Source organism: Streptomyces sp. NBC_00582, assembly GCF_036345155.1.
GTDB lineage: Bacteria > Actinomycetota > Actinomycetes > Streptomycetales > Streptomycetaceae > Streptomyces.
The window spans coordinates 10,223,320-10,242,483 of sequence record NZ_CP107772.1; the positions used below are offsets into that span (position 1 = coordinate 10,223,320).

20 protein-coding genes are annotated in these 19,164 nt (G+C 71.7%); 16 read left to right on the forward strand and 4 right to left on the reverse strand.

Going from position 1 to position 19,164, the window contains the following annotated elements:
• Nucleotides 1-4: 4 nt before the first annotated feature.
• The 3 genes from OG852_RS46425 to OG852_RS46435 are packed head-to-tail and all read left to right on the forward strand — an operon-like array spanning nt 5 to nt 2,447.
• Nucleotides 5-1,183, forward strand: coding sequence for an acyl-CoA dehydrogenase family protein (locus OG852_RS46425; protein WP_133915471.1), 1,179 nt, complete (start codon nt 5-7; stop codon nt 1,181-1,183).
• Nucleotides 1,180-1,692, forward strand: coding sequence for a nuclear transport factor 2 family protein (locus OG852_RS46430; RefSeq protein WP_133915472.1), 513 nt, complete (start codon nt 1,180-1,182; stop codon nt 1,690-1,692). Before OG852_RS46425 ends, OG852_RS46430 begins: the two co-directional genes overlap by 4 nt.
• A complete protein-coding gene (locus OG852_RS46435; protein ID WP_330351119.1) occupies nt 1,692-2,447 on the forward strand; it encodes an SDR family NAD(P)-dependent oxidoreductase in 756 nt (251 codons plus the stop codon). Before OG852_RS46430 ends, OG852_RS46435 begins: the two co-directional genes overlap by 1 nt.
• A gap of 10 nt (nt 2,448-2,457) precedes the next feature.
• Here the strand turns inward: OG852_RS46435 and OG852_RS46440 are convergent, their stop codons facing one another.
• The gene (locus OG852_RS46440) at nt 2,458-3,654 is read right to left on the reverse strand and encodes a CaiB/BaiF CoA transferase family protein (RefSeq protein ID WP_330351120.1); all 1,197 of its coding nucleotides are present in this window, start codon (nt 3,652-3,654) and stop codon (nt 2,458-2,460) included.
• 146 nt (nt 3,655-3,800) lie between these two features.
• Between OG852_RS46440 and OG852_RS46445 the strand changes: the two genes are divergently transcribed.
• The 6 genes from OG852_RS46445 to OG852_RS46470 are packed head-to-tail and all read left to right on the forward strand — an operon-like array spanning nt 3,801 to nt 8,602.
• Entirely contained in the window at nt 3,801-4,301 is a 501-nt protein-coding gene (locus tag OG852_RS46445; RefSeq protein WP_133915475.1) for a PaaI family thioesterase, read from the forward strand.
• Between the two features lie 4 nt (nt 4,302-4,305).
• A complete protein-coding gene (locus OG852_RS46450; protein WP_330351121.1) occupies nt 4,306-5,154 on the forward strand; it encodes an enoyl-CoA hydratase-related protein in 849 nt (282 codons plus the stop codon).
• Nucleotides 5,155-5,172: 18 nt separating this feature from the next.
• Nucleotides 5,173-5,625 (forward strand): FAS1-like dehydratase domain-containing protein, encoded by a 453-nt coding sequence (locus tag OG852_RS46455; protein WP_330351122.1) that lies wholly within the window; start codon nt 5,173-5,175, stop codon nt 5,623-5,625.
• Nucleotides 5,622-6,044, forward strand: a complete 423-nt coding sequence (locus OG852_RS46460; RefSeq protein ID WP_330351123.1) for a MaoC/PaaZ C-terminal domain-containing protein — start codon at nt 5,622-5,624, stop codon at nt 6,042-6,044. The genes OG852_RS46455 and OG852_RS46460 overlap by 4 nt, the downstream gene beginning before the upstream one ends.
• A gap of 4 nt (nt 6,045-6,048) precedes the next feature.
• Entirely contained in the window at nt 6,049-7,512 is a 1,464-nt protein-coding gene (locus tag OG852_RS46465) for a class I adenylate-forming enzyme family protein (RefSeq protein ID WP_330351124.1), read from the forward strand.
• Entirely contained in the window at nt 7,505-8,602 is a 1,098-nt protein-coding gene (locus tag OG852_RS46470) for a serine hydrolase domain-containing protein (RefSeq protein WP_330351125.1), read from the forward strand. The genes OG852_RS46465 and OG852_RS46470 overlap by 8 nt, the downstream gene beginning before the upstream one ends.
• Before the next feature lie 51 nt (nt 8,603-8,653).
• Here OG852_RS46470 and OG852_RS46475 read toward each other — a convergent pair whose 3' ends face one another.
• Nucleotides 8,654-9,835 carry an amidohydrolase family protein gene (locus tag OG852_RS46475; protein ID WP_133915481.1) on the reverse strand — a complete coding sequence of 394 codons (1,182 nt, stop codon included), beginning with the start codon at nt 9,833-9,835 and terminating at the stop codon, nt 8,654-8,656.
• 127 nt (nt 9,836-9,962) lie between these two features.
• Nucleotides 9,963-10,766, reverse strand: coding sequence for a FadR/GntR family transcriptional regulator (locus tag OG852_RS46480; RefSeq protein WP_133915482.1), 804 nt, complete (start codon nt 10,764-10,766; stop codon nt 9,963-9,965).
• 171 nt (nt 10,767-10,937) lie between these two features.
• Here OG852_RS46480 and OG852_RS46485 point away from each other — a divergent pair, with 171 nt between their 5' ends.
• Nucleotides 10,938-11,765: an enoyl-CoA hydratase-related protein gene (locus tag OG852_RS46485; RefSeq protein WP_330351126.1), complete on the forward strand. Its 828-nt coding sequence runs from the start codon at nt 10,938-10,940 to the stop codon at nt 11,763-11,765.
• A complete protein-coding gene (locus tag OG852_RS46490) occupies nt 11,762-12,334 on the forward strand; it encodes a DUF2889 domain-containing protein (protein ID WP_330351127.1) in 573 nt (190 codons plus the stop codon). The genes OG852_RS46485 and OG852_RS46490 overlap by 4 nt, the downstream gene beginning before the upstream one ends.
• Here OG852_RS46490 and OG852_RS46495 read toward each other — a convergent pair.
• A complete protein-coding gene (locus tag OG852_RS46495) occupies nt 12,321-13,580 on the reverse strand; it encodes an acyl-CoA dehydrogenase family protein (RefSeq protein ID WP_330351128.1) in 1,260 nt (419 codons plus the stop codon). The two genes, OG852_RS46490 and OG852_RS46495, sit on opposite strands and share 14 nt — an antisense overlap.
• A gap of 91 nt (nt 13,581-13,671) precedes the next feature.
• Here OG852_RS46495 and fabG point away from each other — a divergent pair, with 91 nt between their 5' ends.
• From fabG to OG852_RS46520, 5 genes are read left to right on the forward strand one after another with little or no spacing between them, the layout of a single operon-like run.
• Nucleotides 13,672-14,418, forward strand: coding sequence for a 3-oxoacyl-ACP reductase FabG (fabG, locus tag OG852_RS46500; protein WP_133915486.1), 747 nt, complete (start codon nt 13,672-13,674; stop codon nt 14,416-14,418).
• A gap of 33 nt (nt 14,419-14,451) precedes the next feature.
• Entirely contained in the window at nt 14,452-15,681 is a 1,230-nt protein-coding gene (locus OG852_RS46505; protein WP_330351129.1) for an acetyl-CoA C-acetyltransferase, read from the forward strand.
• Between the two features lies 1 nt (nt 15,682).
• Nucleotides 15,683-17,122: an OB-fold domain-containing protein gene (locus OG852_RS46510; protein ID WP_330351130.1), complete on the forward strand. Its 1,440-nt coding sequence runs from the start codon at nt 15,683-15,685 to the stop codon at nt 17,120-17,122.
• Nucleotides 17,119-18,327, forward strand: a complete 1,209-nt coding sequence (locus OG852_RS46515; RefSeq protein WP_330351131.1) for an acetyl-CoA acetyltransferase — start codon at nt 17,119-17,121, stop codon at nt 18,325-18,327. Before OG852_RS46510 ends, OG852_RS46515 begins: the two co-directional genes overlap by 4 nt.
• Before the next feature lie 17 nt (nt 18,328-18,344).
• Entirely contained in the window at nt 18,345-19,139 is a 795-nt protein-coding gene (locus OG852_RS46520) for an SDR family NAD(P)-dependent oxidoreductase (protein WP_133915490.1), read from the forward strand.
• Nucleotides 19,140-19,164 lie beyond the last annotated feature (25 nt).

Below are 19,164 nucleotides of genomic sequence, written 5' to 3' on the forward strand. Positions count from 1 at the left end.
AGACATGGAGCTGGACTTCGGACCCGCGGTGCGCGACTTCCGCGAGGAACTGCGGGACTGGCTGGCGGACCATCTCGTGGGGGAGTTCGCCGAGCACCGGGGCGTCGGCGGCCCCACCGACGGCGCGGCCTGGGAGGTCCGCCTGGCCTGGGACCGCGAGCTGTCCGCCGGGGGGTGGCTGGGCGTGGGCTGGCCGCGGGAGTACGGCGGCAGAGGGCTCGGACTCCTCGAGGAGATCGTCTTCGAGTACGAGTACGCCCGCGCGAACGCCCCCTACCGGGCCACAGGCAACGCCCTCGACCTGCTCGGCCCCATGCTCCTCAAGGTGGGCGCGGACGAGCAGAAGAAGCGGTTCCTGCCGCCGATCCTCGCCGTCGAGGAACTGTGGGGCCAGGGCTTCAGCGAACCCGGCGCCGGCTCCGACCTCGCCTCGGTGCGCACCCGCGCCGAGCGCGATGGCGACGAGTGGGTGGTGAGCGGCCAGAAGGTGTGGACGTCCTTCGGCGTGCACGCCGACTGGCTCTACGTCCTCACCCGCACCGACCCGGACTCCGTCCGGCACAAGGGGCTGAGCATGCTGCTCCTGCCCACCGACCAGCCCGGCGTGGAGATCCGCCCCATCCGCAACCTCGCCGGTCAGGACGAGTTCGCCGAGGTGTTCCTCTCCGACGCGCGCACCGGCGCCGACATGGTCGTCGGAGAGGTCGGCCAGGGCTGGCGCACCGCCATGGCCACGCTCGGCATCGAACGCGGCACCACGCTCCTGCCCCAGCAGCTCACCTTCGAGCGGGAGGCCGAGTCGCTGATCGAGCTGGCCCGGGAACGCGGCGCGCTCGACGACCCGATGCTGCGCCGCCGCATCGTCGACGCCTGGATCTCCGTGCGCGTCATGCGCACCACCAACCTGCGCACCCTCGCCGAACTCACCGCGGGCCGCACCCCGGGCGCCCAGGCCACCACGGCCAAGCTGTACGCCTCCACCCGCCACCAGCAACTCGGTCACCTCGCACAGGAGCTGGCGGGCCCCGCCGGGCAGATCGTCGGGGCGGACTACGGCCTGGACACCCGGCAGCGTTCCTTCCTGCTGTCCTTGGCGGAGACGATCTACGGCGGATCCAGCGAGATCCAGCGCAACATCATCGGCGAGCAGATCCTGGGCCTGCCCAAGGAGCCGCGGCCATGACGGCGATCGAGGACCGCCTCGACCGCGTCGAGTCGCACCTCGCCATCCAGCAGCTGCCCGTGCGGTACGCGCTCGCCGTGGACGCCCGCGACCTCGACGCCTGGACCGGCTGCTTCCGGCCGGACGTGGACATGGGGCGCCACGGTCACGGTCGGGAGGCGCTGCGGGCGTACATAGAGCCCCTCGTCCGGGGCTTCGGCCGGTCCGTCCACCAGATCTGCGGTCACCGGATCGAGTTCACCGGCCGCGACACGGCCACCGGCTCCGTCTACTGCCGCGCCGAGCACGAGGTGGGGGAGCGGTGGATCGTCATGGCCATCCGCTACCTCGACGACTACGCGCGCGTGGACGGCGAGTGGTACTTCTCCCGGCGCCGCGAACAGCACTGGTACGCGGCTGATGTGACCGAGCGCCCCCAGCAGGTGGGATTCGAGGGCTGGGAGGGGGCCGGGGAACCGGTGCTGCCTGACGCCTTCCCCTCCTGGGGACCCTTCTGGAAGGAGTCGTGATGCGGCGGTTGGCGGGGAAGACCGCCCTGGTCACCGGGGGAGGGCAGGGCGTGGGCCGGGGCATCGCGCTCGCGCTGGCGGCCGAGGGGGCGGCCGTGGTGATCACGGGCCGCACCGAGGGCAGACTCAAGGACACCGCGCGGGCGATCGCCGAGCGCGGTGGGCGGGTGCACACCCTCGTCGGGGACGTGGGCGAACAAGCCGACGTCGAGCGGATGGTGGCGGAGACCGTACGGGAGTTCGGTGGCCTCGACGTGCTCGTCAACAACGCGCAGAGCTCCGTACAGCGCCGTCTGGAGCAGACGTCGTACGACGACGTGCAACTCGCCTATCGCAGCGGCCCCTTGGCGGCCTTTCACGCCATGCGGGCAGCCCTGCCGCACCTGAAGGCGAGTCGCGGCAGCGTCGTCAACCTCGGTTCGTCGGCCGCGGTGCTGGGCGAGGCGGGGTTCGCGTCCTACGCGATGGCCAAGGAGGCGATCCGGGGGCTGAGCCGCGTCGCCGCGCGGGAGTGGGGGCCGTACGGGATCCGGGTGAACGTCGTCTGCCCGGCCGCGCTGAGCCCGGCGGCCGAGGAGTACTTCGCCGCCCATCCGGAGAAGGCCGAGCAGGTGGTGGCCGGCATCCCGCTGGGCCGGATGGGCGACCCGGAGACGGACATCGGGCGGGCGGTGGCCGCGCTGGTCAGCGACGACATGGGGTATCTGACCGGCGCGACGCTGATGTTGGAGGGGGGAAGGACCCTGATCGGGTAGGGGCGCCGCGTCAGACGATGCCCCGACTGCGCAGCCCGAGGATCTGATGCTCCGTCAATCCAATCACTTCGGCCAGCACTTCGGCGGTGTGCTCACCCAACGCCGGTGGCGGCGCGTACCCCTCGACCGGCGTCGCCCCGAACCGGATCGGATTGGCGAGCAGCGGCAGCCGCCCCGACACCGGGTCCTCGACCTCGACCAGCATCTTCCGGTGCCGTATCTGCGGATCGGCGAAGACCTCGGGCATCTCGTTGAACGGCCCCGCGGGGACGTCGTGTTCGTCGAGCACGGCCAGCCACTCGTCCCGGGTCCGGGTGCGCATGACCGCCTCCAGCACCGGCAGGATCTCCTCGCGGTGGGCGATGCGCGCCGAGGTGGTGACGAACCGGGGGTCCTGGAGCAGGTCGGTGCGGTCGGCGGCCGCGCAGAACGCGGCGAACTGTTTGTCGTTGCCGGCCACCAGGAAGAGCGGCTTGTCGGCGCACTGGAACGCCTGGGACGGGATGCCGCCGTACCCGCCGTTGCCGCGCCGTGCCGGTACCTCACCGGAGACCAGGTAGTTCATGGCGAAGTGGGAGAGCGAGGCCAGTCCGCAGTCCAGCAGTGAGAGGTCGATGAACTGGCCCTCGCCGGTGGCGTCCCGGTGCCGCAGGGCCGCCAGCACGGCCGTCGCGGCGTACAGGCCGGTGAGGATGTCGACCATGCTGACGCCGACCTTCATCGGCTCGTCGGGGTGCCCGGAGACGCTCATCATCCCGGACATGGCCTGGAAGATGCCGTCGTAGCCCGGGCGTTCGGCGTAGGGACCGGTCTGGCCGAAGCCCGTCACCGAGAGGTAGACGAGCCGGGGGTTCAGCTCCCGCAGGCTCTCCTGGTCGAGGCCGTACTTCGCCAGTGTGCCCGTGCGGAAGTTCTCGACCAGCACGTCCGACCGGGCGGCGAGGGCGCGGATCACCTCCTGCCCCTCGGCGGTGGCGTGGTTGACCGTGACCGACCGCTTGTTGCGGTTGCAGGAGAGGTAGAAGGCGGCGGTGTCCGTGCCGGGGGCGAACGGCGGTCCGTACGTCCGGGAGTCGTCGCCCGCACCGGGCCGTTCGACCTTGATCACCTCGGCGCCCAGGTCGGCCAGCAGCTGGGTGGCCAGAGGGGCGGCGAGGATGCGGGACAGGTCCAGGACGCGGATCCCGGCCAGGGCGGTCGACGGCATCGAGGTCTCCCTCTGTTCACAGACAGCCAATGAGTTATATAAATAATACATCTGGCGGCTGGAGTGGTACCCCGCTTGATTGCTCAACTATCCAAATCATGTAACTATATGGATCGGCCGACCGGCCGAGACCGGAGGGCGGGCTGATGACCGTCGCGGCGAGGACCCTCACCGAACAGGAACAGCGCGAACGCCGGGTGTGGTTCCGGGCCCGCTGGGAGCGCGGGGTCGCCTTCAACCGGCACTGCCGTATCCGGGTGACCCGCTGGGACGCGGAGGCCGTGGAGATCGTGCTGCCCTACGCCGAGTCCCTCTCCGCCCACGAGGACGTCTTCCACGGCGGGGTCATCTCGGCGCTCATCGACACGGCAGGCGCCGGAGCCGTCATCGCCGGACACGACTTCACCCACGGGAGCCGGCTGAGCACCGTCTCGATGTCCGTGCAGTACCTCGCCCCCGCCCGCGGCAAGGAGGCCGTCGCCCACGCGCGCTGCGTGCGGCGCGGCCGCAGGCTGCACTTCGCCGACGTCGACGTGCTGACCGACGGACGCCTGTGCGCGCGGGGCCAGGTGGTGGTGAGCATCTCCGGGGAGCGGCCCGGCGTCGGCGACCCGATCGACCCCATCGACTCCCTGACGGAGGAGTGACCGCATGACCGAGGAGCCCGCCCAGGACGACCTGGTGCTGTACGAGGTCGACGAGGACGGTGTCGCCACCGTCACCCTCAACCGGCCCGAGCGCAGGAACGCCTGGAGCATCCCCATGGAGCGCCGTTTCTTCGCGCTCCTCGACGAGGCCGCGCACGACCCGGCCGTCCGGGTCGTGGTCGTCACCGGCGCGGGCAAGGCCTTCTGTCCCGGCATGGACGTGCAGCGCCTGGAGCAGAACGCCCAGCCGGGCCAGTCCCTCAACCTCCAGGCCCGCGTCCCCATGTACAGCAGACGCACCCTGCCCAAGCCGATGATCGCCGCCGTCAACGGCGCCTGCGCGGGCATCGGACTGGTCCAGGCACTGATCTGCGACGTCCGCTTCGCCGCCCGCGGGGCCCGTTTCACCACCGCCTTCACCCGGCGCGGCCTGGCCGGCGAGTACAACCTGCCGTACGTGCTGCCGCGGGTGATCGGCCTGGAGAACGCCCTCGACCTGCTGCTGTCCGGCCGGGTCTTCGACGCCGACGAGGCCAAGGCCCTCGGCCTCGTCAGCCGGGTCGTCGAACCCGAGGACCTGCTGGACGCCGCCCGCGCCTACGCCCGGGACATCGCCCGCAACTGCTCCCCGCGCGCCATGGCCGTCGTACGCCACCAGGTGTACGGCGACCTGGACCGCACCTTCACCGACGCGCTGGCCCGCTCCTACTCCGCCATGGAGTTCTTCGCGGGCTCGCCGGACTTCCGGGAGGGCGTGGCGAGCTTCATGGAGAAGCGGGAGCCGAAGTTCGAGGGCCTGCCTCCGGACTTCGACCCGGACGAGGCCACCCGCGACGCGTTCCTGCCGTACTGACCGAGGAGGTTTTCGAGGATGACAGGGCAGCCGTTTCCCGTCGAGGCAGGGCACATCATGATGTTCGCCCGCGCCATCGGCGACGAACACCCCGCGTACCAGGGCGAGTCGGCTCTCGCCCCGCCCACCTTCACCATGGCGAGCGCGCACTACGACCCGGACTACCACCTGCGGCCCAAGCAGGACGAGGAGTGGTTCGGCTCCGGCGGCGGACCCGGTGTGATGGCCGAGGGCGGCGGCGGACTCCACGCCGAGCAGCACTTCGAGTACCACCGCCCGGTGCGCGCCGGCGAGACGCTCTACGCGCACACCGTCCCGGGGCGCAGCTGGGAGAAGCAGGGCCGCAGTGGCCGGCTGCTGTTCAGCGAGCGCGTCACCGAGTACCGGGACGCCGACGGCCGGCCGGTCGTCAGCGCCGTGACCGTGGCCGTCGTGCCCGAGGGCCCCGCCACCCCGAAGGATGCCCGATGAGCCTGAGCAGCAGTGACATCAAGGTCGGCGAGACACGCGAGAGCGTCCTCGTCGAGGATCTGAAGCGGACCCGGATCGTGCAGTACGCGGGCGCGTCCGGGGACTTCAACCCCCTGCACACCGACGAGCGGTTCGCCGTCGAGGCCGCGGGATATCCCGGTGTCTTCGCGCACGGCATGCTCACGATGGGCATGACCGGCCGGGTCCTGACCGACTGGGTGGGCCCCGAGTCGCTGCTGCGCTACGGCGTGCGCTTCAAGGCGCAGGTCTGGCCCGGCGACACCCTGACCGCCACGGCCACCGTCGAGTCGATCGAGGACGCACCGGACGCCCCGGTCGCCCACTTCTCCCTGCGCACGGTCAACCAGCACGGCGTCGAGGTGGTCACCGGCACCGCGGCGGTCCGCCTGGAGCTCTGATCCGGTGACGACCGCGCAGCAGTCCGGGCAGGAGGCCACCTGGACCGCCATGGTGAGCCGTGCCTACGACCACGGCCGTCCCGCCGTCCGGTTCGGTGAGCTGGTCTGGAGCGGGCGCGAGCTTCTCGACCGGGCGGGGGGAGCGGCGGACTGGCTCGACACGCTCGGTCTGGAGCCCGGCTCCCCCGTTCCGGCCCTGGTCGCCACCTCCGCCGATGCCCTGGCGCTGGTGATCGGCGGGGCCGGTTCCGGGCACCCGCTCGCGCCGCTCGGCGTCCGCATGACAGCGCACGAGATCGCCGCAGTGGTCAAGCGGATGCCGGCCCGGATCCTGCTGGCGCAGCCCGAGTTCGGCGACCTCGCCGGACAGGTCGCCGAACTGTCCGGCCGGCGGGTGGCGACCGTCCCCGAACTCGTGAGCAGCCAAAGGGCGTTGGCGGCCGACCCCGATCACCTCGCCGCCGTCCTGCACACCTCCGGCACCACCGGCCTGCCCAAGCCCGTCCCCATGACCCAGCGGCGGCTGGCCGCCCGGGCCCGCGTCAACGGGCGGCTGTGCGCGCTCGACCCCGACAGCTTCTACGGCGGCAGCGCGCCCTTCCACCACATCGCGGGCCTCGGCAACATCGCCGTCGCCCTCGCCGCCGGGGCGCTGATCACCGGCCTGCCCCGCTTCAGCGTCGAGGGCTGGACCCTGCTGCGGGACCTCGGCACCACGCACACCAGCATGGTCCCGGCGATGCTGGAGACCTTGCTGGCCGCGGGCGAGGCACGCCACCAGAGCCTGCGGACCCTGCAGTACGGGGGTGCGCCCGTGCGCCCCGGGACACTGCGGCGGACGTACGAGGCGATGCCCGGCGTCCGTATGCTCAACATGTTCGGGCAGACGGAGGGTTCCCCGATCAGCGTGCTCACTCCCGAGGACCACCGGGAGGCGGTGGCGGGACGCGCCGAACTGCTGCGTTCGGTGGGCCGGCCCACTCCCGGCGTCGAGGTGAAAGTGGATGGCGCCGGACCGGACGGTGTCGGCGAGATCCACGCCCGCGCCGATCATTTCTTCCGCGTCGACGCCGAGGGCTGGCTGCACAGCGGCGACCTGGGCCGGATCGCCGACGACGGCTACCTCTACCTCCTCGGCCGCCGCACCGACATGATCATCCGGGGCGGTGAGAACGTCCATCCGCTGGAGGTCGAGACGGTCCTGACCGCGCATCCCGGTGTGGCGGACGCGGCGGTGACCGGCGTACCCGACGAGCGGCTCGGTCAGACGGTCGTCGCCTTCGTCGTGCCGGCCGACCCCGGTGCCCCGCCCGAACCGGCGGCGCTCAGAAGCCATACCCGGGCCCGGCTGTCCGGGTTCAAGGTCCCGGTGCGCTGGTGGTTCGTGGAGGACCTGCCCCGCAACGCCAACGGCAAGGTCGTACGCCATGACCTGCGGGAGCCGTACGAAGGAGAACCATATGCCTGACCGTGTCGACCCGAGCCGCCTCGACACCCTCCTGGAACGGATCCGGCGGGAGGTCGAGCACGGCCCCCTGCCGTCCGCACAGGTCGCCGTCGCCCATGACGGGCGACTCGTGGCCTTCGAGACCTACGGCGACGCCCACCCCGGCACCCGGTACGTCCTGCAGTCCGTCGGACGGTCGATCGTCGCCGGTGTGGTGTGGAAGCTGATCGGCGACGGGCTCCTGGACGTCGGTGAGCGAGTCGCCGCGATCATCCCGGAGTTCGCGCCCAACGGGAAGGAGGCGGTGACCGTCGAGCAGGTGCTCACGCACACCGCCGGCTTCCCCTTCGCGCCCCTCGGACCGGACAAAGCGGTGGACCGGGAGCAGCGGCTGGCCGCCTTCGGACGCTGGCGGCTCGACTACCCGCCCGGCACCCGCTTCCAGTTCCATCTCACCTCCTCCGCCTGGCTGATCGCCGAGATCGTCGAACGGCGTACGGGTCTGCCCTTCGCCGACTACCTGCGCGAACGGGTCGTGGAGCCGCTGGGGTTGTCGTCGATCGAGCTGGGGGTGCCCGTGGACCGGCAGCCGGGATCCGTGGCCCCGATGCTCGCCACCGACCGCACGGACGACACACAGGAGCCCGACCCCTGGGGGCCGTGGTACCTGTCCGACCCGAAGGTCCTGGCGGCCGGCGAGCCCAGTCACGCCCTGGTCGCCACCGCAGCCGACGTCGCCCTGTACTTCCAGGCGCTGTTCCACTCGGGCCTGTGGAAGCCGGAGGCGGTCGCGGAGGGCATCCGGATCCGGTTCACCGACCACCCCCACGGGGAGCGGATCTACGGGGGCGGCGGAGGACGCCGTACGAGCATGGGGCTGTTCGTGACCGTGGCCGGTCCCGACGCCGGCAGCAACCTGCCCTCGGCGGGTTCGCCCGAGCTCTTCGGCAGCGCCGGAGCCGCCTACCAACTGGGCTTCATGGACCCGGAGTCGGGCCTGTCCTTCGCCTGCCTGTGCAACGGCTACCCGCTCGCCGGGTACGACCACTCCCCGCAGGGCACCGCCCTGCTCGCCGACATCGCGAACCTGGCGGCGGGCCTGGTCGGTTAGGGTCCTTGCCCCCACCGACCGGGCCCGCCGCCAGGCGGGGTCCTGCGAGGCTCAGCGGCTGATCAGCTGCTGGGCGTTGTTGAACATGATGTCGTCCTGCGCGGACTCGTCGAGTTCCGCGATCAGCTTGCGGAAGTCCGCCGGGGCGGCGAGGCCCTCCGCGTGCGGGAAGTCGGAGCCCATGACGATGGACTCGTGGTAGCCCAGACGCCGGACGACGTCCACGATGTCGTCCTCGGGGTAGGGCACCACCCGGACGTGCTTGCGGAAGACCTGGCTGGGGCGCTCGTCCAACTGCCCGCCGATCCAGGGACCGTTGCGGCCCATGCCCCGGCTCTTGTCCATGTGGCGCACGAAGTGGGGGACCCACTCGGAGCCGAACTCGGAGACCAGGATGTTGATGTCGGGGAAGCGCCCGAAGAGGTTGTCGAAGATCAGCGCCGACAGTGTCTCCTCGATGGGGCGCTGGCCGTAGGTGTTCTGCCACTGCCAGGCCGACATCCGGAAGTGGATCGGGTTCGGGTCGAAGCCCCAGGAGGGGGCGACCTGCGAGTTGTAGTAGAACTCGCTGATGTGGTAGCAGACGCTCGCCTTGGCCTCGTTGACCAGCTTCCAGAACGGGTCGAAGTACGGGTCGCCCGGCGAGCGGCCGTACACCGGTCCCGTGGGCAGGAGGATGAAGCGGGCGCCCTGCTCCAGGACGTACTCCAACTCCTTGACCGCGCTGGGCAGGTCACGCAGCGAGAGCAGGGCCGGGGCGTAGATGCGGCCCAGGTGGTCGAAGCCCCAGACCTCGTTCATGTAGCGGTTGAACGAGTGGTAGTTGGCGTAGAGCGGCTCGACGCCCTTGACGTACTCCTCGGCCACGAGGGCCCAGCCGCCCGGATACATGATCGTCTGGTCCAGGCCCTGCTCGTCCATGACCCGCAGCCGTGACTCGCGGTTCTGGTACGACTCGTGCATCGGCTCGAACTGGTACGTCTCCTCCGGATTGCCCGAGGCCATCGCCTTGAGCATCTCCTTCAGCGAGCCGGGACGGTAGACCTGCCCGAACTCGGGCTCCAGGCACACGACGATCCGGTCGCCGGCGAGGATCACCTCCCGCCCGTCCGGCAGTGTCACCGGTGCGACCGCCGCACCGAGGAACTCCTTCGGAAGGTAGCGGGTGAAGGAGTCCCGCTCCTCGTACATGTGCTGGTCGCAGTCGAAGATGCGCTTGCGGTGTTCGGCCATGGCCGTCGCCTCCGGGCCCCAGGTTCTGTTCAATGCAGGCTATTCAGTGCTCCTTCTATAATTATCTAACTGTTTCTCTGAGGCAAGGGGTTCTCGCGGACGGGCTCACCGCGCGCGGCCCGGCAGGTCAGTCGATGAGCTCCAGCACCGTCTTGGGCCCGGCGGCGTTCACCACGTCGTCCGCGCTGGAGATGTGCCGCTGCCAGAGCTTCTCCGCCTCGTCCGCCTTGCCGGACTCGATCAGGCCGATCAGCCTCACGTGCGCCCGGTGGCCCTTGAGGGCCTGCGCCTTCTGGGTCTCGGCGTCCGTGGCGGCCGCGGTGTACGAGGCGTTGGCACGGTCGATGATGTTGCGCACCATGCCGCACAGCAGGATCAGGGTCTGGTTGCCGGTGAGCTCGACGAGCAGGGCGTGGAAGGCGTCCTGCGCCTCGACCAGGGCGAGCGGGTCGTCCAGGACCGCCTTCTCGGCGGCCACCGCCTCCCGTAGCCGAGTGATGTCGGCCGCGCTGTGCTTGGCGGCGAGCTGGCGGGCGCAGGGCGGCTCGATGAGCGCCGCCGCGCGGTAGAGGTCGCCCAGGGTGGCGCCGCGGTACTCGAGGATCAGGCCGGCGAAGCGGGCGGCGACCTCCGCGTCGGGCGCGCTCACCCGGGCGCCGCCGTGGGCGCCGCGGCGCACCGTGATGAGGGACTCCGACTCCAGGACGCGGAAGGCCTCGCGCAGCGTCGGCCGTGAGATGCCGAACTGCTCCATCAGTCCCGACTCGGGGGGCAGCGCGTCACCCGGCTTCAGTTCGCCTCGCACGATCTGGCGGCGCAGGTGGGCGGCGACCAGTTCGGCGGTCTTCGGTACCCGCACCTGACGTCCGACGCGGCTGCGGGCGGGGGCGGGCACGGCCGCCGTTTCACTTGCGCGGGCTGCCTCGGCCACGGTGGGCTCCTCATATAGCAAAATGAATCGTCTTAGTGCATCGAGGGTACCAGGTCAACAGATGGTTGATCATGTCTTCGCCGTTCCGGGTCTGGCGTCGGCGCCGCTCTTTGAGTTATAGATGATTCATCTATCTATTAATGCGGCCCCCGGCCCGTGGGAGTGACCTCGATGACCCAGAAGGCGACCCCGGTGATCCTCACCGAACTCACCGACGACGGGGTCATGATCCTCACCCTGAACCGGCCGGAACGGCACAACGCCTGGACGCTGGAGATGGAGCTGCTCTACAACGAGCTGTTCGACCGGGCGGAGACGGATCCGCGGGTGCGTGCCGTGGTGCTGACCGGCGCCGGACGCAGCTTCTGCCCCGGGATGGACATGAGCGTGCTCGACGGCGCCTCCTCCGGAGCCCGGCCGTGGCCCACCGGACAGCTGCCCCCGCGCACCCGCCCCATGACCTTCCCCAAGCCCGTGGTGGCGGCCGTCAACGGTGCCTGCGCGGGCATCGGGTTCAACCAGGCGGTGATGTGCGACGTCCGGTTCGCCGTACCGCACGCCAAGTTCGCCGCCGCCTTCAGCGCCCGCGGACTGGTGGCCGAGGACGGTGTGTCCTGGATCCTGCCCCGGCTCGTGGGCCACGGCAACGCCGCCGACCTGCTGCTGTCCTCACGCCGGATCACCGGAACGGAGGCGATGTCGATGGGCCTGGTCAACCGCCTGGTCGAGCCGGACGACCTGCTCCCCGAGGCCCTCGCCTACGCCACCGCACTGGCCCGCTCGGCGAGCCCCTACGCGATGTCCCTCATCAAGCGGCAGCTCGCCGACGACCAGGCCCGGACCTTCCCCGAGAGCAGCGAGAGGGCGGCGGAGCTGCTGGCGGTGGCCAAGCGCGCCCCGGACTACCGGGAGGGCGTGCTCAGCTTCATCGAGCGCCGCCCACCGGCCTTCCCCGCGCTGGGGCAGGACGCGCCGCAGCTGGAGGGGACCTCGTCATGACCCGCACCGACCTGCCGCTGCACCGCCGCACCATCACCGTCACCGCCTTCGAGGAGGGCGACGGCGAGATCTCGGTCGAGGCGGAGCTGAGCGACGAGCGGCCCTGGGAGCGGCCGCCGGGCGGCACCGTCCACCGCATGGTGCTGGCGGTGCGGGTGCGGCTCGCGGACATGGTGGTCGTGGCGGCCGAGGCCGGCATGAAGGACTTCCCGCACGCCGAGTGCCCGCGGATCGCGCCCGCCTTCGACGGTCTGGTCGGGCTCAGCGTGGCCGGCGGCTACAACCGGGCCATCCAGGAGCGGTTCCGGGGCGTGTCCGGCTGCACCCACCTGTACGAACTGACCCGCGCGCTCGGACCGGCCGTCGTTCAGGCCGCCATCTCGGCCCGCAACCGCGCGGGCGGCCCGGCCTCCCACGACCCGCGCGCCACCTCCTGGGTGCTGAACAGCTGCCACGTCTGGGCGCCGGACGGTGTCGGCCTGCGCAAGATCGACGCGGGCTGGACGCCCGGCCCCGGTCCACGTCCGGTCCCGGAGCTCGGCGCCTTCGAGGGGTCTACGGACTCGTGAGCCGGGGCTCGCGCGGCAGCCCCAGCACCTTCTCCGCGAGGATGTTCCGCTGCACCTGCGAGGTGCCCGCGTAGATCGTGCCCGAGCGGGCGATCAGGTACGTCGTCGACCAGGACGCGGAGGAGTTCGCCGCGCCGGGGTCGTCGGCGCGGTACGTGCGCAGGGGCGGCCGGCCGACCGGCACCTGGCCGTGCAGGCCCATGATGTCCATCGCCAGATCGGTGACCTCGGTGTGGTACTCGCTCCAGTACAGCTTGGCGATCGAGGACTCGGGACCCGGCTCCGCCCCCTTGAGCCAGCCGGTGAGGATCCGGTAGCCGAGGCAGCGCATGATCTCTACCTTGGACCAGCACCACGCGATCCGCTGCCGGATCACCGGGTCCCGGTCCTTGCCGTACTGCCGCGCGAGTTCCACGAGGCGTTCCACCTCGGCCCGGAACAGGATCGGGTTGGTCGCCGCCTCCTCCCCGCGCTCGACGCCCAGCAGGCTCTGGGCGACCGTCCAGCCGTTGTCGACGCCGCCGACCACGAGGTCGGCGCGGGTGCGCGCGCCGTCGAAGAAGACCTCGTTGAAGTGCAGCTGCCCGCTCATCATGCGGAACGGCCGTACCTCGACGCCGGGTTGGTCGAGCGGTACGAGGAGGAAGGAGATGCCCCGGTGCTTGGAGGCCCCGGGGTTCGTCCGCGCCAGGACGAAGATCCAGTCGCTGTGGTGGGCGCCGGAGGTCCACACCTTCTGGCCGTCGATCACCCACTCGTCGCCCTCCCGTACCGCACGGGTCTTGAGGGACGCCAGATCCGAGCCCGCGTCCGGCTCGGAGTACCCCTGGCACCAGGTGTCCTCGCCGCTGAGGATGCGGGGCAGGAAACGGCGCTTCTGCTCCTCGGTGCCCCAGCGCAGCAGGGTGTTCGCCAGCATCTTCACGCCGAAGGTGTCCTGCGGCAGCCCGAACGGCACACCCGCCAGGGCGAGTTCCTCCATCAGGACGACCTGGTGCAGCTTGGACAGCCCACGGCCGCCGTACTCCTCGGGCCAGGTCAGGGACAGATAGCCGCGCTCGACGAGCCGCCGGCGCCAGTCACGGGCGAAGGCCCAGGCGGCCTCCTCGTCCAGCGCGCCGATGCCGCTGAAGCCGGCCGGCAGCGAGGCGGCGAGGAAGGCCCTGACCTCCGCGCGGAAGGTCTCCGTCTCCGGGGGATAGCTGATGTCCACCTGCGTGCACTCCTCGTCCGGCACTGCCCGCACAGCTGATCGCTGTATTGATTGTTTCAGCATAATAGGTTATCTATTTAGCGCGGAAGAGAACGAAGAGGTTCGAGTCGGAAGCGGGGCTGACATGGGACTGCTGGACGGCCGGAACGCGGTGATCACCGGCGGCGCACAGGGCATCGGCTTCGAGATCGCCGGCGTCCTCGGCGGCGCGGGCGCGCGTGTCGTCCTCGGCGACATCGACGAGGGCGCCGCGGCCGACGCAGCCAAACGCCTCGCCGACCAGGGCGTGGCCGCCACCTCGCTGCGCTGCGACGTCACCGACCAGGACGAGGTCGCCGCCCTCGTGGCCCACTGCACCGCCACCTTCGGCCCGCTCGGCGTCATGGTCAACAACGCCGGCATCACCCGGGACGCGACCTTGCGCAAGATGCCCCTCGCCGACTTCCGCGCCGTCCTCGACGTCCATCTCACCGGCGCCTGGAACGGCACCCGGTACGCCGCCGAGGCCATGCGCGCGCACGGGCAGGGCGGCAGCATCGTCAACATCTCCTCCATCGCCGGCAAGGTCGGCAACTTCGGCCAGACCAACTACAGCGCCGCCAAGGCCGGCCTCGTGGGCCTGACCAAGGCGTCCGCCAAGGAGCTCGCGAAGGCGGGCGTCCGCGTCAACGCCGTACAGCCCGGCCTGATCCGTACCGCCATGACCGAGGCGATGCCCCGGGCCGCCTGGGACGCGAAGCTCGCCGAGATCCCCCTGGGCCGCGCGGGCGAACCCGCCGAGGTCGCCCAGACCGTCCTCTTCCTCGCCTCCGACATGGCGAGCTACATCACCGGGGCCGTGGTCGAGGTGACCGGCGGCCGGTACATGTGAGCCCGCCGAACCCGCTGACGAAAGGCATGACCGATGCGTGACGCGGTGATCTGCGAACCGATCCGGACCCCGGTCGGCGGCTACGGCGGAGCCTTCCGCGACGTCACCGCGGCCGAACTCGCCGCCACCGTCGTCCGGGCCCTCCTTGACCGCACCGGAATCCCGCCCACGGCCGTCGACGACGTGCTCCTGGGCCAGTGCTACCCCAACGGCGAGGCCCCGGCCATCGGCCGCGTGGCGGCGCTGGACGCCGGACTCCCCGTGGAGGTGCCCGGACTCCAGATCGACCGCCGCTGCGGCTCCGGACTGCAGGCGGTCGTCACCGCCGCCATGCAGGTCCAGACGGGCGCGAGCGACCTCGTGCTCGCCGGGGGAGTCGAGTCCATGAGCCGCGCCGAGTTCTACACCACCGACGTCCGCTGGGGGGTGCGCGGCGCGGGCACCACCCTGCACGACCGGCTGGCCCGCGGCCGGGTCACCTCCGGCGGCGTCAACCACCCGGTCCCCGGCGGCATGCTGGAGACCGCCGAGAACCTGCGCCGCGACTACGGCATCCCGCGCGAGGACCAGGACGAACTGGCCCTGCGCTCGCACCAGAAGGCCGTCGCCGCCCAGCGCGAGGGCCGATTCGCCGACGAGATCGTGCCGGTCACCGTGCGGACCCGGCGGGGCGAGACAGTGATCGACACCGACGAACACCCGCGCGCCGACTCCTCGCTCGAGAAGCTCGCCGGGCTGCGACCGGTGCTCGGCCGCCAGGATCCCGAGGCCACCGTCACGGCCGGCAACGCCAGCGGCCAGAACGACGGCGCCGCGCTCTGCGTGGTGACCCACCCCGAACGCGCCGCCGAACTCGGCCTGCGCCCGCTGGGCCGCCTGGTCTCCTGGGCCGTCGTCGGCGTACCGCCCGAGACAATGGGCATCGGACCCGTACCCGCCACGGCCCGGGCCCTGGAGCGCGCGGGTCTCAAGCTCGCCGACATCGACCTGATCGAACTCAACGAGGCCTTCGCCGCGCAGGTCCTCGCCTGCACCCGTGAATGGGCCCTGACCGAAACGGACTTCGAGCGGCTGAACGTCAACGGCTCCGGCATCTCACTGGGCCACCCCGTCGGCGCCACCGGCGGCCGCATCCTCGCCACCCTGCTGCGCGAACTCGACCGCCGCCAGGCCCGCTACGGCCTGGAGACCATGTGCCTCGGCGGCGGCCAGGGCCTGGCAGCCATCTTCGAACGCACCGGCAACGCCACTGGAGGACGCTGACATGGCCGGACTGATCGCTTACGGCGCCCATGTGCCGTACCACCGCCTGGCCCGCGCCGATGTCGCCGCCACCCTCGGGACGGCGCCCGGCCGCGGCACCCGCGCGGTCGCGGGCTACGACGAGGACACCACCTCCATGGCCGTCGAGGCGGCCCGCACCGCCCTGGCCCGCGACGGCCTGCGCGCCCGCATCGGCCAGCTCTTCCTCGCCACCGCGGCGCCCGCCTACCTCGACAAGACGAACGCGACCGCCGTGCACGCCGCGCTCCGCCTCGACGAGCACGTCCTCGCCGCCGACATGGCGGGCTCGGTCCGCTCCGGCCTCGGCGCGCTGGTCACCGCCGCCCGCTCCCCGGTCCCCACCCTCGCCGTCCTGTCCGACCTGCGCACCGGCCTCCCCGGCGGCGGCGAGGAGGTCATGGGCGGCGACGGCGCGGCCGCGTTCGTCTTCGGCGGCCACCGCAACGGAGCGCCCGTCATCGCGGAACTACTGGCCCACGACACCGTCAGCGACGAACTCCTCGACCGCTGGCGCCTGCCGGGCGCCCCCGCCTCCCGCGTCTGGGAGGAACGCTTCGCCGAGGAGATCTACGCCTCCCACGCCGACAAGGCCCTGACCGCCGCCCTCGACCAGGCGGGACTGGACCGCCGCGCCGTCGACCACCTCGTCGTCTGCGGCCTGCACGCGCGAGCCTGCGCGACGGTACGGCGGACCGCCGGCACCCGCCCCGAGGCGGCGGTCCCGGACCTCACCGACGCGATCGGCAACGCCGGCACCGCCCAGCCCGGCCTGCTCCTCGCCGACGTCCTCGACCGCGCGGCGCCCGGCGAGATCATCGCCCTCGTCGTGCTCGGCGACGGCGCCGGAGTCCTGCTGCTGCGCACCACCGACGCGCTCCCGGCCCACCGCAGCGCCCGGCCGGTCGCCGCGCAGATCACCGCGGGCAGCGCCCCGATGCCGTACGCCACCTACCTCTCCTGGCGCGGCCTGCTCGACCGCGAACCACCCCGCCGCCCGGACCCCGAGCCGCCCTACGCCCCGCCCGCGCACCGCCGCACCGCCTGGAAGTACGGCTTCGTCGCGGCCCGTTGCGAGAAGTGCGGCACCCGGCAGCTGCCGCCGGACCGGGTGTGCGCCTGCTGCCACAGCGTCGACGCCATGGCCGACGAGCCGATGGAACACATACGCGGCACGGTCGCCACGTTCACCGTCGACCGCCTGGCCCACACGCCCAGCCCGCCGATGCTCGTCGTGGTCGTCGACTACGACGGCGGCGGCCGCTTCCGCTGCCAGCTCACCGACGCCACCGAGGCCGACGCCGTCATCGGCGCCCGGGTGGAGATGACCTTCCGGCGCACGGTCACGGCGTCCGGCATCCACAACTACTTCTGGAAGGCCCGCCCGGTGCGCACCGGCGAGATGGAGGGGACACAGGGATGAGCTCACACGGAATCCGGGACCGGGTCGCGATCGTCGGCATGGGCTGCACGCCCTTCGGTGAGCACTGGACCCGGTCGGCCGACGACCTGCTGGTCGACGCGGTGGGGGAGGCGGTGACCTCGGCAGGGGTCACCCTCGACGACATCGACGCGTTCTGGTTCGGCACCCAGGCCTCCGGCGTCTCCGGACTGACCCTGAGCCGTGCCCTGCGCCTGCCGAACAAGCCGGTCACCCGCGTCGAGAACATGTGCGCCACCGGCTCCGAGGCCCTGCGCAACGCCTGCTACGCCGTCGCCTCCGGCGCCTACGACGTGGCGATGGCGGTCGGCGTGGAGAAGCTCAAGGACTCCGGCATGTCCGGGCTGTCCGGCACCGCGATCCCGGGCGCGGGCGACGACAGCCGCGGCGAGATCACCGCGCCCGCCAACTTCTCCCTCCTCGCCCCCGCCTACGCCGCCAAGTACGGCCTGACGAAAGAGGAGTTGAAGGACGTCATCACCCGCATCGCCTGGAAGAACCACGTCAACGGCGCCCGCAACCCCCGCGCGCAGTTCCGCAAGGAGGTGCCGCTGGAGCGCATCCGCTCGGCCCCGATCGTGGCGGGCATGCTCGGTGTGTTCGACTGCTCGGGCGTCTCGGACGGCTCGGCGGCGGCGATCGTCGTACGCGCCGAGGACGCCTACCGGTACACCGACAAGCCCGTCTTCGTGAAGGCGCTGTCCTTCGTCGCCGGCCCCGCGGACGGACTCCTCGACCCCGAGTACGACTTCACCACCTTCCCCGAGGTCGTCGCCTCCGCCCAGGAGGCGTACCGGCAGGCGGGCGTGAGCGACCCGCGCACCGAACTCGCGCTCGCCGAGGTCCACGACTGCTTCACGCCCACGGAGCTGGTGCTGATGGAGGACCTCGGCTTCTCCGCGCGCGGCGAGGCATGGAAGGACGTCAGCAGCGGGGCGTTCGACCTCGACGGCTCGCTGCCGGTCAACCCGGACGGCGGCCTCAAGGCCTTCGGCCACCCCATCGGCGCCTCCGGCCTACGGATGATGTTCGAGGCGTGGCTGCAACTGCGGGGCGAGGCACCGCCGGAACGCACGGTGCCGTCCGTGGCCCAGGGGCGCTCGCTGGCCCTCACCCACAACCTGGGCGGCGGACCCGGCGAATGCGTCTCCTTCGTGTCCATCGTCGGCAGCGAACTCACCGAGTAGGAAAGGCGGTTCGGGACATGGGACGACTCGACGGCAAGGTCGCCGTCGTGACCGGGGCGGCGTCGGGCATCGGCGCCGCCTCGGCACGTCGGGTGGCCGCCGAGGGTGCGCACACCGTGGTCGCCGATCTGGACCTCGACGGCGCGCAGGCGGTGACGGAGGAGATCCGCGCCGCCGGCGGGTCCGCGACGGCGGTTCCGGTCGACCTCGGTGACATCGACAGCGTACGGGCCATGGTCGCCGCGGCGGTCGACACCTACGGCGGTCTCGACGTGCTGCACAACAACGCGGCCGCCACCCGCCTGGCCGCCCGCCACGATCTCGCCGTCGCCGAGGCCGACCCGGCGGTGTGGGACGACACGATGCGGATCAACCTGCGCGGCACCATGGTCGCGATCCAGGCCGCCGTCCCGCACATGATCGCCCGGGGCGGCGGCTCCGTCATCAACACCTCGTCCGGGTCCGGCCTCTCGGGCGATCTGCGCAACCCCGCCTACGGCGCCTCCAAGGCGGCCCTCATCAACCTCACCCAGTACGTCGCCACCCAGTACGGCAAGCAGGGCGTGCGCTGCAACGCCATCGCGCCCGGGTTCATCGTCACGCCCGCGAGCGCCGGTTCGGCCCACGGCGCGATCCGTGAGGCGATGCTGCGCCACCACCTCACCCCGCGCCTGGGCCGACCGGAGGACGTCGCCGCGGCGGTCGTCTTCCTCGCGTCCGACGAGTCCGCCTTCATCACCGGGCACACCCTGCGCGTGGACGGCGGACTGCTCTCCCACCAGCCGTACGTCGCCGACCTGCGGGACGCCTGACGCCCGGGCCGTCGCCGGAGGCGCT

What these genes read in the sequence shown, in the direction of transcription:
- OG852_RS46520 (WP_133915490.1), top strand. Translation starts at nt 18,345, where the DNA reads ATGGGACGACTCGACGGCAAGGTCGCCGTCGTGACCGGGGCGGCGTCG.
- OG852_RS46515 (WP_330351131.1), top strand. Translation starts at nt 17,119, where the DNA reads ATGAGCTCACACGGAATCCGGGACCGGGTCGCGATCGTCGGCATGGGC.
- OG852_RS46510 (WP_330351130.1), top strand. Translation starts at nt 15,683, where the DNA reads ATGGCCGGACTGATCGCTTACGGCGCCCATGTGCCGTACCACCGCCTG.
- OG852_RS46425 (WP_133915471.1), top strand. Translation starts at nt 5, where the DNA reads ATGGAGCTGGACTTCGGACCCGCGGTGCGCGACTTCCGCGAGGAACTG.
- OG852_RS46460 (WP_330351123.1), top strand. Translation starts at nt 5,622, where the DNA reads ATGAGCCTGAGCAGCAGTGACATCAAGGTCGGCGAGACACGCGAGAGC.
- OG852_RS46470 (WP_330351125.1), top strand. Translation starts at nt 7,505, where the DNA reads ATGCCTGACCGTGTCGACCCGAGCCGCCTCGACACCCTCCTGGAACGG.
- OG852_RS46475 (WP_133915481.1), bottom strand. Translation starts at nt 9,835, where the DNA reads ATGGCCGAACACCGCAAGCGCATCTTCGACTGCGACCAGCACATGTAC.
- OG852_RS46505 (WP_330351129.1), top strand. Translation starts at nt 14,452, where the DNA reads ATGCGTGACGCGGTGATCTGCGAACCGATCCGGACCCCGGTCGGCGGC.
- OG852_RS46435 (WP_330351119.1), top strand. Translation starts at nt 1,692, where the DNA reads ATGCGGCGGTTGGCGGGGAAGACCGCCCTGGTCACCGGGGGAGGGCAG.
- OG852_RS46485 (WP_330351126.1), top strand. Translation starts at nt 10,938, where the DNA reads ATGACCCAGAAGGCGACCCCGGTGATCCTCACCGAACTCACCGACGAC.
- OG852_RS46430 (WP_133915472.1), top strand. Translation starts at nt 1,180, where the DNA reads ATGACGGCGATCGAGGACCGCCTCGACCGCGTCGAGTCGCACCTCGCC.
- OG852_RS46440 (WP_330351120.1), bottom strand. Translation starts at nt 3,654, where the DNA reads ATGCCGTCGACCGCCCTGGCCGGGATCCGCGTCCTGGACCTGTCCCGC.
- OG852_RS46450 (WP_330351121.1), top strand. Translation starts at nt 4,306, where the DNA reads ATGACCGAGGAGCCCGCCCAGGACGACCTGGTGCTGTACGAGGTCGAC.
- fabG (WP_133915486.1), top strand. Translation starts at nt 13,672, where the DNA reads ATGGGACTGCTGGACGGCCGGAACGCGGTGATCACCGGCGGCGCACAG.
- OG852_RS46455 (WP_330351122.1), top strand. Translation starts at nt 5,173, where the DNA reads ATGACAGGGCAGCCGTTTCCCGTCGAGGCAGGGCACATCATGATGTTC.
- OG852_RS46490 (WP_330351127.1), top strand. Translation starts at nt 11,762, where the DNA reads ATGACCCGCACCGACCTGCCGCTGCACCGCCGCACCATCACCGTCACC.
- OG852_RS46445 (WP_133915475.1), top strand. Translation starts at nt 3,801, where the DNA reads ATGACCGTCGCGGCGAGGACCCTCACCGAACAGGAACAGCGCGAACGC.